Source organism: Mycobacterium sp. OAE908, assembly GCF_017872775.1.
Classification (GTDB): domain Bacteria; phylum Actinomycetota; class Actinomycetes; order Mycobacteriales; family Mycobacteriaceae; genus Mycobacterium.
Window position 1 is genome coordinate 45,915 of record NZ_JAGGJL010000001.1, and the last position, 14,258, is coordinate 60,172.

A 14,258-nucleotide genomic window follows, 5' to 3' on the forward strand; every position below is an offset into this window, starting at 1 on the left:
CTGTTGAGCCATGACGAGGGAAGGAGAACGACATGAAAGCAGCTGTACTCGAGGCATTCGGAAAGCCCCTGGTGATCGGTGATGTACCTGACCCGAAGGTCGGCACTGGCGAGGTGCTTGTGGACGTGTTGGCTACGTGCATTCCGCCTTATGCCGCCGAGATATTCAGCGGAGGACGCAATAATCCCCTTGAGCCACCAGTGATTTCGGGTGTCGGCGCGATCGGTCGGGTGGTTACGGCGGGCCCCGATGCAACCGCCCTGCGCGCGGGCGACCTAGTCTGGTGCGACTCCACTGTGAGGTCTCGCGACGACGCCCACACGCCGGATATCACGCTGCAGGGCTGGGCTTCGCGCGGCGAAGGCGGATTACGGTTGTCGCGTTACTTCCACGATGGGCCATTCGCCGAGCAGATGGTGGTCCCGACCGAAAACGCTGTCCCTCTTGGCGACGCCGACATCGCGGATCTCCCGCGCTTGAGCGCGATCGGCATCGTGCTTGTACCCTACGGCGGCCTGCTTGCCGCAGGCTTTCAACCGGGCGAGACGCTTCTTGCCAGCGGGGCTACCGGGAACTTCGGCAGCGCTGGAGTCGCCGTCGGCTTGGCGATGGGCGCCGCGACGGTCATCTGCCCCGGGCGAAACGAAGCGGTCCTCGCCGACTTGGAGTCCCGGTTCGGCGACCGGATCCGGACGGTCAAACTGACCGGCGACGTGGAGGCCGACCGAAGCGCGATGCAGGCTGCCTCACCCGAACCCATCGACGTCGTGCTCGACCTTCTTCCGCCGAACGCGCCTGCATCAGCGGTTCGGGCAGCGGCAATGACGGTTCGCGAGTACGGACGGGTCGTGCTGATGGGTGGGGTGGGCATGGCCGGCGCCGATGACCTGGCGCTGCCCTACCCGTGGCTGATGCTGAACTCGGTGACCGTCCGCGGTCAGTGGATGTACCCGAGAACGGCCAATGCGCAGATGATTCGGCTGCTCCGCAGCGGTGTGCTCGACCTCGACCACGAACGCGTGACGACGTTCTCTCTCGACGATGCCAACGAAGCGGTCGCTCACGCGGCGGCACACGCGGGCGCCTTTGACCGGACCGTTCTGCTCCCGAATCAGCCTCGCCCGGCCTAGAGTTCGATGCCCCCGCCCCCGGCCAGGAACGCCTGGTTCTCATCGATGATCGACTCGATGACGTCCACTGCCGGCTTCTCCGTCCAGTCCTGGTGGTAGACGCCCATGGTGCCCTGGGCGAGATCGAATGTGGCGAGATCACGAATGGTGTGGATGTATGCCGGGCCGGCATAGTCGAGATTCCGCCACGTGCTCAGGAAGTCGTCGATGTAGGCGGCCTGCCCGGCTTCTGTCACCAGCTGGGACGACTGACCGTACTCCGTGGCCCAGATCTTCTTGCTTCCATCGCCGTAGGCGACCATCACGTCGTGGATCTGATTGGCCAACAGTAGCGGCGAACCGGACACCGAGCCGCCTTGGGAGAACAGAGTCATGGAGTAGGGGTGGAAGGACAGCGCGTCGAAATAGCCTGCGGCGCCGGCCTCATACATCCCGGTGACGAACCGCACGGAATCCATGGCCTGGGTACCGGAGTCGGGCGCCGCCGCAATACCACCGGCTACCACAACGGCATTCGGGTCTGCCGCCTTGATCGCGGTATACGCAGCCTTGAGGATCACGGTGTAGGCCGCCGGATCCGGTGTGGGTTCCCAGAACCGGTAATAATTCGGCTCGTTCCACACCTCGTAGGCCGCGACCTTTCCCGCGTAACGTGTCGCGACCATGCTGGCGAACTCGGCGTATTCCGCGGGATCGGCGGGCGGACCACCAAGCGTCGGCGATCCGGGCACCATCGCCCAATCCGGCGGCGAGTTCAGTATGCCGATCACCGACATGCCACGTGCGTTGGCGGAGTTGACCATCCGGTCCACCGCCGACCACGTCCAGACATCGTTCGACGCCTCGACACCCGTCCACGGAATCAGGACCCGAATGGTGTCGACGCCATCGGCCTTCAACAGGTCGAGCGCCTTGTCGGTCTGGGATTGCGTATACCCATACATCTCTTGGGCGTTCATCCCCACTGTGGTGCCGCGCTGGTCGATGGCCAGAGCCGACGTCGACGGTGGCGCAACGGTGACTGCGACGGTGAATGTTGTTGTCCCGCCGTAACCGTCGTCGGCTGTCACCGAGAACTGGTCGGTGTCCACGCCCTCGGTGGTCTTTGCGCCCCACCTTGCTTCGACATTCGGCACATATGTGAATGTCCCTGTCGGATCGATGGTCACGACGCCCTTGCTGGGCCCGGTAGCCAACGAATAGGTCAGCAGGTCCCGCTCGGGGTCGTCGGCGAGCAAGGTGCCGTTCACCTGTCCGATGGCGATGTTCGGGTCGCCCACCGTCGCGCTACCATTCGTCGGCGCCGAGTTCACGTGGCCGTACGGGGCGACCGCAAGTTTCAATGCGACGGTGGTGGTTCCGCCGTATCCGTCGGCGATTGTGACGGTAACCGGGTCGGTCTTCGTGGCGGTGGTGGCATTCGGGGCCGATGCCGCCTCGCGAGCCGCGTCCGTCGGCGTGTAGGTGAACGATCCGTTGGCGCCGAAGACCAGCGTCCCCTTGGTCGGTGTCGTCGAGCTGTAAGACAACGGGTCGTTGTTCACGTCGGTGGCGGCCACCGTGCCGGTGACACGGCCATCGTTGAGGTCGGTGAACAAGCCGCTGACCGTGGCTCCGGTAGGTGCATAGTTGGTTGGGCTGATCCCGACCGTCACCGACACCGGGACGACGCCGCCGTGGCCGTCGCTGATTGTGACCGTGAACGTGTCCGTCTTGTCGGCAGCGCTCGCACCGAGTTTGGCGGCGGCGTGGCGCGCTTCGGCCGTCGGCGTGTAGGTGAACGTCGTCGATGACGTTGTCGACTTGAGCACGACGGTGCCCTTGGCGGGAGTGCTCGCGGTGAAGGTCCGCACGTCATAGTCTCCGTCAGAGGCGGTGACCTTGCCTGTCACGACTCCTGTTGCGCTGCTGGGTGTTCCGGTGGACAGGGTATAGGTCGGCACCTTGTTGGCAGGCAGGATGCTGACGGTGGTGGTCGGCGTGACAACACCACCTCGGCCGTCGGACACCGACACCGTGAAGGAGTCGGACAGCGCGGACGTCGGCGCATTGTCTGCCGCGGCGGCATGTCGTGCAGTTGCGGTCGGGGTGTAGGTGAACGTTCCGTCGGCTTTGAGTGTCAGTGTGCCCTTCGTCGGCTTGGCGGTCACCGTATACGTCAACGGATCGCCGTCCTGATCGGTCACCACGACCTTGCCGGTGAGCGTGCCTGTCGTAGCACTTGGCGCGTTGATGATCGGGGTGCCGACCGTCGGCGGAGTGTTGGGTGGCACCATCGCGACCACGTAGACCTTGTCGGCGTCGTAATCGGTGATGTACAACTTCCTGCCGTCCGGGCTCAGCGTCGTTCCCGGCGCGACCGACATGGCAGTGGTGGAGGTGCGGGTGGCGACGGTGGTCAGCAGCGATCCTGTCGAAGCGTCGAGAGCAGCCACCCGACCGACGGTGTCGGTGACGAAGAGCGTAGTGCCGTCGTTGCTCACGTTCACTCCGGCGGGCACGCCTGCGACGGTTTGCGTGGCCAGGACGGCGCGTGTGGTCGTGTCGAAGATGGTGACCTTGCCATCGGCGGAGCTGACGTACAACTTCTTGTTGTCCGGGCTGACCGCCAAACTGGTTGGAGCAGTGGGCAAGTTGGCGATCGTGGTGACGGTGGAAGAGGTGTACCCGAACACCGCGACCGTGCCGCCGCCGCTGGCCTTGTTGCTGATGACATAGATCTTCGTCTTGTCGGGGCTGACGACGATGCCGGTGGGCAGCGATCCGGCGGGAAGCGACACGGTGCCGGAGACGGTATTTGTCGACGTGGTTATCTTCGTTACCGTGCCGGTGTCGCGGCTGGTGACGTACAAGACGCTCCCGCTCGAATTGATCGCCATCGCAGTCGGTTTGGCAACTGTGATGGTCTTGACTATGGCCTTGGTGTTCGGGTCGACGACGGTGACGGTGTTGTTGTCGAGGCTCGAGACGTAGAGCTTCGTGCCGTCGGGTTTGATCGCCAATGCATCCGGCGTCGGTCCGACCGCGATGGTGCCGATCACGTTGTTGGTAGTGGTGTCGATCACCGTCACCGTGCCGGCAGACCGGTTGGTCACGTAGGCGCGGGTGGCCGTGGCGACCACCGCGTGAGCGTCGTTCACTACGCCGATCTCGGCCAGCTTCGCGACTGGCAGCGGGGTGACAGGGATGTCGACGACTGCGGGCACGCTGTTCGTGCCGTCGGACACCGTGACCGTCATCGGGATGGTGTCCGCAGTGGACGTGGCGCCGGCGCCTATCCGCTGCGAAGTGGTCGGCGTGTAGGTGAATTTCGCTGTGCTGCTGTCGAATACCAATGTTCCGCTCGTCGGCGCTGCCGTGAGCGCATAAGTCACGGGCTGCCCCTCGGGATCGGTGCCGACGACTTGACCGCTGATTGCGCCGGTCGACGAAACGGGCGTGTCGAAAACGACATCGACCGTCGGAGCCTGGTTCTCGACCTGGGCGGTGGTGAGGGCAAAGGTGGTCGCCTGCGTCGTCAGCGGCTCTGCCACACCGATCTGACGCCGCGCCGCCGCAGCGAAGATCCACGCCAGCGGTGACTCCACCGGAATGCGCGGAATCGCCCCGAGGATCGATGACAGTATCGGCGCCACCACCCTGCTGAGCACGGCAGTGACAGGAGACACGGTGGTTTTCGGCGGAACAGGCTGTGTGGCAACGGCTGTCATCGGCTTGAGATCGACAGTTGCCGCGGTCACGGCGACCGGAGCAACGGGCGCAGCCGTCGCCTTCGGTGTGGCGTCGTCGGCCTTCGTCGTGTTGGTTTGCGCGGTCGCCGCTGCGGCGACGACCTTCTTGCCGCTCAGTGACCGGGCGACAGGCCGAGGCTTCGCCGTCTTGTGACCCGTCCGCAAGTTATCCGGTTTGGAGGTGTGCGCTCCGCCGGAACTCGACACTGTTACGCCAGGTGCGACCTCGTCGGTCGCCGACGATGTCGGTTTCTGCTCGGACTGCTCGCCGGCCCCGGCGCCATCTGGCGCGGCGGATTCCAGCCCTCCGGAGGCGTCCTGGTCGTTCTGGTCCTGCTCGCCGTCAGCCGCAGGCGTGGCCCCACCACCGACTGTGTTGTCGTCAGCGTTATTATTTGCGGAATCATTAACTTCGGTACCGGATTCGACGGGAGCCGCCCAAGCGATTCCGACCGGCTCCGCGACGGCAGTCCCTACTCCCAGCACAACCGCCAGCGCACCGATGCGTCCGACATACTTGGCATAGCCCATTCCCCCGACCTCCCCTAATACCCCAGAGATCTCATCGGGCACAGGTCAGACGGCAAACGCCCGACCGGTCACCCGGTCCCCTTTTCTCTGGTGGCCGCACCAACTCTAGTGGCTCAAATGCATCCAGAACTGACTTTGATCAGAATTTGCTGAAACTTGGTCCAGCTGTCTACCGACGCTAGAGTTCGATTCCGCCGCCGCCGGCCAGGAACGCCTCGTTCTCGTCGATGATCCACTCGATGACGTCTGCCGCGGGCTTCGGCGTCCAGTCCGAGTTGTAAACCCCGAATGACGCAGCAATGGGATCCAACGAGAAGTAATCACGGACGGTGTGGATATACGCGGGCCCGGCGTAGTCGAGATCTCGCCACGTGCGCAGGAAGTCGTCGATGTATGCAGCCTGAACCGCGTCTCCACCCAGTGACGACGGTTCGCCGTATTCGGTTGCCCAGATCTTCTTGTTGCCATCGCCATTCGCGACCATCACGTCGTGAATCCCATTGACCAGTGTCAAGGGCGACGACGGCATGCCACCGCCCTGGGAGAACTTCACGAAGTAGTTGTACGGGTGGAAGGACAACGCGTCGAAATAACCGCCCGCTCCGGCCGCATACATTTCGGTGACGAACCGGACGGCGTCGACCATCTGAGTTCCGCTGTCGGGGGTGGCGGCGATACCGCCCGCTACGACAACGGCGTTCGGGTCTGCCGCCTTGATCGCCGTGTAAGCGGCCTTGAGGATCTCAGTGTAGGCCGCCGCGTTCGGAGTGGGTTGCCAGAACACGTAGTAGTTGGGCTCGTTCCACACCTCGTAGGCCGCGACCTTGCCCGCGTAGCGCGTGGCGACCATGCCGGCGTACTCCGCGTATTCCGCCGGATCAGCGGGCGGACCACCAAGCGAGGGCGTCCCCGGCACCATCGCCCAATCCGGCGGGGAGTTCAGTATGCCGATCACCGACATGCCACGTGCGTTGGCGGAGTTGACCATCCGGTCCACCGCCGACCATGTCCAGACATCGTTCGACGCCTCGACGCCCTTCCACGGGATCAGGATCCGGATCGAGTCGACCCCATCGGCCTGCAACAGGTCGAGCGCCTTATCCGTTTGGGCTTGGGTATAGAAGTACATCTCTTGTACGTTCATCGCCACTGTGGTGCCGCGCTGGTCGATGGCCGACGGAGCGGTAGACGCGGGCGCGATCGTGACGCCGACGTTGAATGTTGTTGTGCCGCCGTTGCCGTCGCTGACGGTGACGGTGAACGTGTCGGTGTCGACGCCTGGGGTCGTCAATGCGCCCCATCGGGCTTCGACATTCGGTACGTACCGGAACGTTCCGTTCGGATCGAGGTTGACGACGCCCTTGCTCGGCCCCGTCGTGACGACGTAGGTCAGGGTGTCGCCTTCTGCATCGTTGGCAACGACGGTGCCCTTGATTTCGCCGATAGCAGTGTTCGGGGTTCCGACCACCGCGTGGGCGTTCGTGGGAGCTGTGTTGCCGTAGGGAACCACTTGAAGATTCAGCGCAACCGTTGTGGATCCGCCGTAGCCGTCCGCCACTGTGACTGTCACGGAGTCGACCTTCGTGGCAGGGTCGGCGCCCGGCACCGCAGCGGCCTGGCGAGCCGCGAGAGTCGGCGTGTAGGTGAACGTTCCGTTCGCGCCGAAGACGAGTGTGCCCTTTGTCGGTGTCGTTGACGAGAAGGACAACGGATCGTTGTTGGCATCGACGGCAGTGACGGTGCCGGTCACCACGCCGTTGTTGACGTTGGTGACGACGTTGCTGACTTTGGCTCCGGTTGGCGCAGAATTGGTCGGGCTGATCGCCACTGTGACCGACACCGGGACGACACCGCCATGCCCGTCGTTGATCGTGACGGTGAACGTGTCCGTCTTGTCCGCCGTGGTTGCATCGAGTTTGGCGGCGGCGTGGCGCGCCGCTGCTGTAGGCGTGTATGTGAACGCACCTGTCGACGTGACCACCACGGTGCCCTTCGCGGGCGTGGTCGAGCTGAAGGTCCTCACGTCAAAGTCAGCGTCAGAGGCCGTGACCTTGCCGGTCACGACGCCCGTTGTCGTGCTGGGTGTTCCGACCGTCAACGTGTATGTCGGCACTTTGTTGGCGGGCAGGATGTTGACGATCACGGTGGACGCGACCACACCACCGCGGCCATCGGAGACAGACACCGTGAACGAGTCGGTCACCGCCGACGCCGGTGCATTGACTGCCGAGGCGGCGTGTCGTGCCGTTGCGGTTGGCGTGTAGGTGAATGTGCCGTCGGTCTTCAGCGACAGAGTGCCCTTCGTCGTCGCCGACGTCACCGTGTACTTCAACGTATCGCCGTCCGGGTCGGTGACGCCGACGTTTCCGGTGACGGATCCGCTTGTGGCGTTGGGCGGATTGAGGACAGGAGTGCCCACAATCGGCGGGTTGTTGGGCGGAATCAGCGTTGCCACGTAGACCTTGTCGGCGTCGTAATCGGTGACGTACAGCTTCAAGCCGTCCGGGCTTGCGACCATCGCCGGTGCGACCGACATAGCAGAGGTCGATGTCCGCGTCGGGTACGAGCTGAGAACGGTGGCCGTCGCGGTGTTCAGAGTCCACACTCGTCCGACGGTGTCAGTCATGAACAGGGTGCTGCCATCCTTGCTCACGGCAAGCGCAGCGGGGACTGCAGCGACGGTGTTGGCGGCGAGGGCGGCGCGCGTGGTCGTGTCGAAAACCGTGACCTTGCCGTCCGCGGAGCTCACGTACAACTTCTTGTTGTCCGGACTGACTGCCAAACTGGTCGGGGCGCTGGCGAAGTTGGCGATCGTGGTGACGGTGCTCGAGGTATACCCGAACACCGCGACCGTGCCGCCGCCGCTGGCCTTGTTGCTGATCACGTAGATCTTGGTCTTGTCGGGGCTGACGACGATTCCGGTGGGCAGCGACCCGGCGGGCAGGGTGACGGTACCTGCGCTGGTGTTCGTCGAGGTCGAAATCTTCGTCACCGTGCCGGCGTCTCGGCTGGTGACGTACAGCGTGCTACCGCTTGAATTGATCGCGATCGCACTGGGTTTGGCAATCGCGATCGTCGCGGTGATGGTCTTGGTGGCGGTGTCGACGACCGTCACCGTGTTGTTGGCAAGGCTCGTCACATAGAGCTTCGTGCCATCGGGCTTGATCACCAAGGCATCTGGTGTCGGCCCAACGGCGATCGTGCCGATCACGCTGTTGGTGGTGGTGTCGACCACGGTGACCGTGCCGGCGGTCCGGTTGGTGATATAGGCGCGGGTCGCGGTCGCGACCACAGCGTGGGCGTCGTCTACGGAAGAAATCTCACCCGATTTGGTGAGCGCGGTCGGGCTGATGGGGATGTTGACGACCGTAGGCACGCTCGTCGTCCCATCCGACACCGTGACGGTCATGGCGATGGTGTCGACGGTGGATGTGACGCCGGCGCTGATTCGCTGTGCCGTCGTCGGCGTATAGGTGAATTTCGCTGTGGTGCTATCAAATACCAGGGTTCCGCTAGCCGGCGCCGTCGTGAGGGCGTACGTCACCGGCAGACCCTCTGGATCAGTGCCGACGACCTGACCCGTGATCACACCCGTCGTGGCGTTCGGGGTGTTGAAGACGGTGCTGATCGTCGGGGGTTGGTTCACCACCAGCGCAGTCGTCGTGGCAAGCGTTGTCACCTGGCCGGTTTCGGGCTCTGTCACGCCGAACTGGCGGCGCGCGACGGCGGCGAATATCCAGGCCAGCGGTGACTGCGCTGGAATTCGCGGGATCGCTCCGAGGATCGACGACAAGATGGGTGTCACGATCCTGTTCACGGCAACGGTGATTTGAGCCAGCGGCGCCTTCGCCGGAACAGGCTGTGCGCCAACCAGTGCCGCCGGAGCTGCGTAGGCAGAGACCGACGCGGTGGCGGTCGGCGCTCCCGTTTCCTGAGCCGTCGCGCTGTCGTCATCGGTCCGCGCGGTGTTGGTTTGCGCCGTCGTCCGCGCTGCGGGCACGGCGGCCTTCTTACCGGTCGACGCGCGCGTGGCACCCTGCGGTTTCGCAGTCTTGTGTGCACCACCCGAACTCGACAGAGTCACACCGGGCGCGACCTCGACTGTGGACGAAGTGGCCGACTTGTCATCGGACTGCTGGCCCGTCGCCTCGTTGGTGGCCCCGCCGGCGGTCCCGCTGCCCTCGGTGCCCCCGCTTGCGTCCTTGACATCGGCGGTGGTTTTGCCTCCCGTGTCGGCGGCGTCGGTCGAAGCGGTTGCGGTGCCGTCGGCATCGGTCGATGTGCTCGCAACGCTGGAGTCGGTGGGCGATGCCGAGGCGATTCCGCCCGGCGATGCGATCACGATTCCGACACCAAGAGCTACGGCCAAGGCGCCTACGCGCCCCACATAATTGCTGTATCCCATTTCGGGCCCAACTCTCTTCGCTCAGCTATCACGAAGAGGCCCAGGCCGGCACGCAAAACACCCCGACTTGCTTTCCGCCCCACGCCTCCGGGGCTATTCACAAGGTAGATCTTCGCAGGTCAGAATTATTGACTTTCGCGAAAATTTATGAACGGGTGCTGGAGCAGGAAAACAGTTCCGCTAAATGATCTAGTTAGCTGCAGTAGCACCGAATTGGGGTTGGCCGATGTTGAACGCCGTCGCAGGCCGACTGGCTCCGTCGCTGTGGACGACCGCCTGGGCATGACACGTGAAGGCGGTTTGATTGCGCAATCAACGACAGTTGGGCTCCGGTTCGCGACCTGTGAGACGGCAGCCGTCGTAACCGCCCATCGATGTTTGCTCACAAAACCCGAATACCGCACAATCAGCTTTGCGTGTCGAGACGCCGCTGGCACCGCATAGACGTTTCATCAAATTGCTTGGGCCCCCCTTCGAAGGCCGGCGAGCAATGCAGCGGGCCAACTGGCCGGTCCACCCGGCGCGCGCGACCCGCGACCGCCACTCCAGCGATGCACCGCGTTACCCCACAATTCAGCAAATGTCGAATCGGGTGATAACTCGGGCCGTCCCGACAGCACATCCTGCGGCAACATCTGCCTGTCTGCAGGCGCACGGTCGCTGGTCAGCGCGAACACTGCGCCGCCTGCGGTGAATTGGGCAAATCCCCATATTGACTTGACCGTCAGTTCTTACAGCAATTAGCGGGTCAGCGCGCGGGTTCAGCTACTCCCCAGGGCCGAGTGACCCAGCTCGATGTGATTACGCCAACCGCCCACCGACCCACGGAACAATTTCATTTCTACCCAAGTTAATTAGCGCATTTAGTGGAACCGACCAATTCATATGGCCGCCATGGCGACACGAAACAGATTCTGCACAAATTTGCCCTCTAAACGGTTAACGGCGGCGTAAATTCTTTGCTGTCTACTCAACCGGACAAGGGGGTCCAAATGGAACTTGCACTTCGCCCATACGTCACCGCTGGGATCGCGGTCGTTGGAGCCACCGCACTCATCGCAAGCCCGATCGCGCCGGCCCCGCCCGATATCCAAGTGCCTGCGCCACCGTCGGTCACGGCCGATCCCCAGCTCACGGGCATCGCCTCCGACATTGCAGCGGCGTTGTCATTCCTGGTCACGCAGACCTCGGACCTCATCAACTTCGGCCTGATCACCGTCGCTGACGGGGCGACGTTCGGGGCTCAGCAGTTCGCCAACCTCATCGCGTTCGGCGCCAACGGCGTCAGCGCGTTGACTGCTGCTGCCGCTTCGATGGGTGTCTTCATCACCGACTCCCTCGCCCAGCTCATCGTGTTCGGCATCAACCAGACCGCGACGCTGGTCAACTTCGGCTTGGCTCAGACTGCGGGAGCCATCGCCTTTGCGGCCCAGGGCGTCGCGGGCCTGGCGGCAGCGGGCGCGACGGCGTTCTCGGGTCTGGTGGCCGCCGCAGCCCAGGCCGGGGTGTTCGTCAACACCTCCATCGGTGGGCTACTGACCTTCGCGATCAATTCGGTGCTTCCCGCACCCATCGCGGGAGTCCTGACACCCTTCGTGGCAGGGCTCACCGGCCTGATCAACTTCGGGATCGGCCAGACGGCGGCCGGGCTTACCTTCGGCGCAGAAACGTTCGCGGGTCTGGTCGCCGCCGGCGCCACGTTCGCCACGGGGCTCGCCACAACCGCGGCGACCGTTGGGACGTTCGCGACCACGGCACTGGCCGGCCTCGCCTCGTTCGCGGTGAACGAGGGCGCGGCTCTGGTCGACTTCGGCATCACGCAAACCTCGGCCGCGATTTCCTTTGCCGCACAAGGCATCGCCGGCCTGACCGCCGCAGGCGCGCAGGTGTTCTCCAACCTCGTCACCGCGGCTGCGGGCGTCGGTGTCTTCGTCAGCACTGCGGTCGCCGATGCCTTGGTGAACATCATCAACGGGATCGGCAGCGCGATCCCGTTCGCAGCGACAGCTGCCACCGCCAAGGCCGCCGGACCAGAAGTGGTGCCGTTGGCCGCTTCCCGGATGGTGGCGGTAAACGTCGACAGCGGTGCGGCCGGCTCCAACGGCGGACAGTCGTCAACGCAGACGACGGTCAAGAACAAGGACGAGTCGCAATCGTCGGGAACCGGAGCCGGCACCACCGCGGCCGCCGACGAGCACCAGTCGTCCTCCGGCGGCGGATCTGCGACCGGGAACGACGGATCCTCGGTGAAGGACGAGAAGTCCGGAACCAACGACGACAAGTCCGGATCCAACAACGGTTCCACCACGACCAGTGGCGGCACCACGACCGGGACGGACGACACCAAGGGTTCGACGGACACCAAGGGTTCGACCGAGACCAAGGACTCGACCGACACGACGGACACGAAGGCGGGCAACAAGACCTCGCCTGATACCTCGAAGTCGGACGACTCGGCCAAGGCCGGTGCGAGCGCCGGTGGCGGCGGTTCGGACCACGATTCCGGTTCCGACAACGGATCCGGCGGCGGTTCAGACAAGAACTGATACATCCCCACACCTGGACCCCTCTTCGCCCTTCGGAGAGGGGTCCAGTCTGTGTGCACGCCTAGGTGAATTCTGCGACCACCTCGGCGACACGACGCAACTGGTCGATGTCGGAGCTTGTCGGGATGAGGTGAACCTCGTCGGTACCGATGTCGGAGAACCTCTGCAGCACCGCGAGCAGATCGTCGCTGTCGCCTGACCATCCGGTGGAGGGTGCCATCGCATCGACGACCTGCGCCGGAATCCAGTTCATGTAGTGCAGCAGATGCCGGTGAATCTGCGCGCGGGTGAGCTGTGGGTCGTCACCGATGGCGAACCAGAACGACGTCGCCAGATGAGGCTTGGGTTTACCCGCCTTCGCCCATGCCTGGCGCGCGACGTCGAACAGCTCGTTCTGACTGCCGATGTCCAAATCAAGCGTGGTGGCTGCCAACCCATCGGCCCAAACCGCAGCGCTGCGAACGGTTTTCGGCCCCATTGTGCCGACCAGCAGCTGCGGACCCCCGTCTTGCACCGGCGGCGGCCCGACGGGGACGACGGAGTCCGTGATCTTCTCGCCTGCCCAGACGCGCTTCATCACCGCGACGCGTTCGGCGAGCCCGCGCATCGTCTGCGTCGCGGGGTCGGCGCCGACGCCGTGATAGTCCTCGTGTCTGCCCCCGACTCCAAGCCCGACCGTCAGCCGGCCACCGCTGAGCATGTCACCGGTCGACAGTTGTTTGGCCAACATCACGGGGTCGTGCAACTGGGGCACCACGACTGTCGTCACCAACCGCACCCGGTCAGTCCACGCGCAGAGGGCACCCATCAGCGTCAGGCATTCGGGATTGTCGAAGGCGACGCGCTCACCCCAGCACAGCGACGAGAACGGGCCGCTGTCGATGAGTTCGGCCCACGCCCGCAGCGTCGCGGCGTCCAACGCCGGCTCCATAATCGGCATGGTCATCCCGATCCGCACGTCGGCGATTCTGACACGGCTCAGTCGGTGGTCCGCGCAAGTCCAACGACACGCAGCAGATCGGGGCGCCGCATGGCGAGCCCGACCCACATCAGCACGCCCACGTACACCGCGAACAGCGTGTGCGAAACCAGCGGCGACTCCACGCGCATGTTGGCCGTGACCGCACCACCCAGATACGCCGTGATCCCGAGTGCACCCAGTACGGCGGTGCGAGGGATCACGTAGACGACGACGCACACGGCCAGCACGATGCCCATGATCAGCGCCTGACCTGGAGGAAAGCCGAGGGCCTCGGTGCCCTCCTTGACCTGGGGCACCGAGGCGAGCTTGCCCACGGCGTCGAAGGCGAGAAACGCGGCGACCAGGACGCTGATGGCGATGCCGGCCTTGCGAAGCTTCGATGACCGGCGAGCGGGCTCGATGCTGAGGTTTTCGTCGGCGATGACGCTCATGGTGGTGCTCCCTGCTGTTGTCGAGGCATTGATGACAAGACAGACCGGGGCTGCGCCGAGAACTCATCGCTACTGGCAGCATGAACCCATGACGATCACCACCGGCTCCATCGCGCACGTGCGACTCACGGTCACCGATATCGAGCGGTCGCGGCAGTTCTACGAAAGCGTGTTCGGCTGGCCGGTGTTGATCGAGGCGCCCGAGAGTGCCGACGCGGCCACGCAAGAGGCGCTGGGCTTCCTGTTCGGCGGGGTGATCTACGACCTCGGTGGCACGCTGGTCGGCCTTCGGCCTGTAGCGTCCGACACGTTCCACGAAGACCGCTGCGGGCTGGACCACTTGGCTTTCCGTGTCGGCAGCAAGGCCGAATTGGACGACGCAGCAGCGCATCTCGACGAGGTCGGGGTCGATCACGAGCCCATCAAGGACATCGGTCCGTCGTACATCCTGGAATTCCGCGACCCGGACAACATCGCGCTGGAGCTGACCGCACCGAAGTAG

The 14,258-nt window shown here is 64.3% G+C and carries 7 protein-coding genes; 3 read left to right on the plus strand and 4 right to left on the minus strand.

The genetic code is table 11. The features are described 5' to 3' along the window. The first annotated feature begins 32 nt into the window (after positions 1–32). Complete coding sequence (locus J3E61_RS00200) at positions 33–1,130, plus strand: alcohol dehydrogenase catalytic domain-containing protein (RefSeq protein ID WP_192726544.1); 1,098 nt, start codon at positions 33–35, stop codon at positions 1,128–1,130. Here the strand turns inward: J3E61_RS00200 and J3E61_RS00205 are convergent. Together J3E61_RS00205 and J3E61_RS00210 are read right to left on the minus strand one after the other, a co-directional pair. Beyond that, positions 1,127–5,392 carry a VCBS domain-containing protein gene (locus J3E61_RS00205; RefSeq protein WP_210082176.1) on the minus strand — a complete coding sequence of 1,422 codons (4,266 nt, stop codon included), beginning with the start codon at positions 5,390–5,392 and terminating at the stop codon, positions 1,127–1,129. The two genes, J3E61_RS00200 and J3E61_RS00205, sit on opposite strands and share 4 nt — an antisense overlap. Before the next feature lie 178 nt (positions 5,393–5,570). Next, positions 5,571–9,734, minus strand: a complete 4,164-nt coding sequence (locus J3E61_RS00210; RefSeq protein WP_210082177.1) for a VCBS domain-containing protein — start codon at positions 9,732–9,734, stop codon at positions 5,571–5,573. Between the two features lie 1,055 nt (positions 9,735–10,789). Between J3E61_RS00210 and J3E61_RS00215 the strand changes: the two genes are divergently transcribed. Beyond that, complete coding sequence (locus tag J3E61_RS00215) at positions 10,790–12,343, plus strand: hypothetical protein (RefSeq protein WP_210082178.1); 1,554 nt, start codon at positions 10,790–10,792, stop codon at positions 12,341–12,343. A gap of 61 nt (positions 12,344–12,404) precedes the next feature. Here J3E61_RS00215 and J3E61_RS00220 read toward each other — a convergent pair whose 3' ends face one another. Together J3E61_RS00220 and J3E61_RS00225 are read right to left on the minus strand one after the other, a co-directional pair. Continuing rightward, complete coding sequence (locus J3E61_RS00220) at positions 12,405–13,289, minus strand: LLM class flavin-dependent oxidoreductase (RefSeq protein ID WP_210082179.1); 885 nt, start codon at positions 13,287–13,289, stop codon at positions 12,405–12,407. Positions 13,290–13,321: 32 nt separating this feature from the next. Beyond that, positions 13,322–13,756 (minus strand): DoxX family protein, encoded by a 435-nt coding sequence (locus J3E61_RS00225; protein ID WP_210082180.1) that lies wholly within the window; start codon positions 13,754–13,756, stop codon positions 13,322–13,324. Positions 13,757–13,844: 88 nt separating this feature from the next. Here J3E61_RS00225 and J3E61_RS00230 point away from each other — a divergent pair, with 88 nt between their 5' ends. Beyond that, a complete protein-coding gene (locus J3E61_RS00230) occupies positions 13,845–14,258 on the plus strand; it encodes a VOC family protein (RefSeq protein WP_210082181.1) in 414 nt (137 codons plus the stop codon).

Coding starts and splice junctions, on each gene's coding strand:
- J3E61_RS00200 (WP_192726544.1), top strand. CDS start 33: ATGAAAGCAGCTGTACTCGAGGCATTCGGAAAGCCCCTGGTGATCGGT.
- J3E61_RS00205 (WP_210082176.1), bottom strand. CDS start 5,392: ATGGGCTATGCCAAGTATGTCGGACGCATCGGTGCGCTGGCGGTTGTG.
- J3E61_RS00215 (WP_210082178.1), top strand. CDS start 10,790: ATGGAACTTGCACTTCGCCCATACGTCACCGCTGGGATCGCGGTCGTT.
- J3E61_RS00220 (WP_210082179.1), bottom strand. CDS start 13,289: ATGACCATGCCGATTATGGAGCCGGCGTTGGACGCCGCGACGCTGCGG.
- J3E61_RS00225 (WP_210082180.1), bottom strand. CDS start 13,756: ATGAGCGTCATCGCCGACGAAAACCTCAGCATCGAGCCCGCTCGCCGG.
- J3E61_RS00230 (WP_210082181.1), top strand. CDS start 13,845: ATGACGATCACCACCGGCTCCATCGCGCACGTGCGACTCACGGTCACC.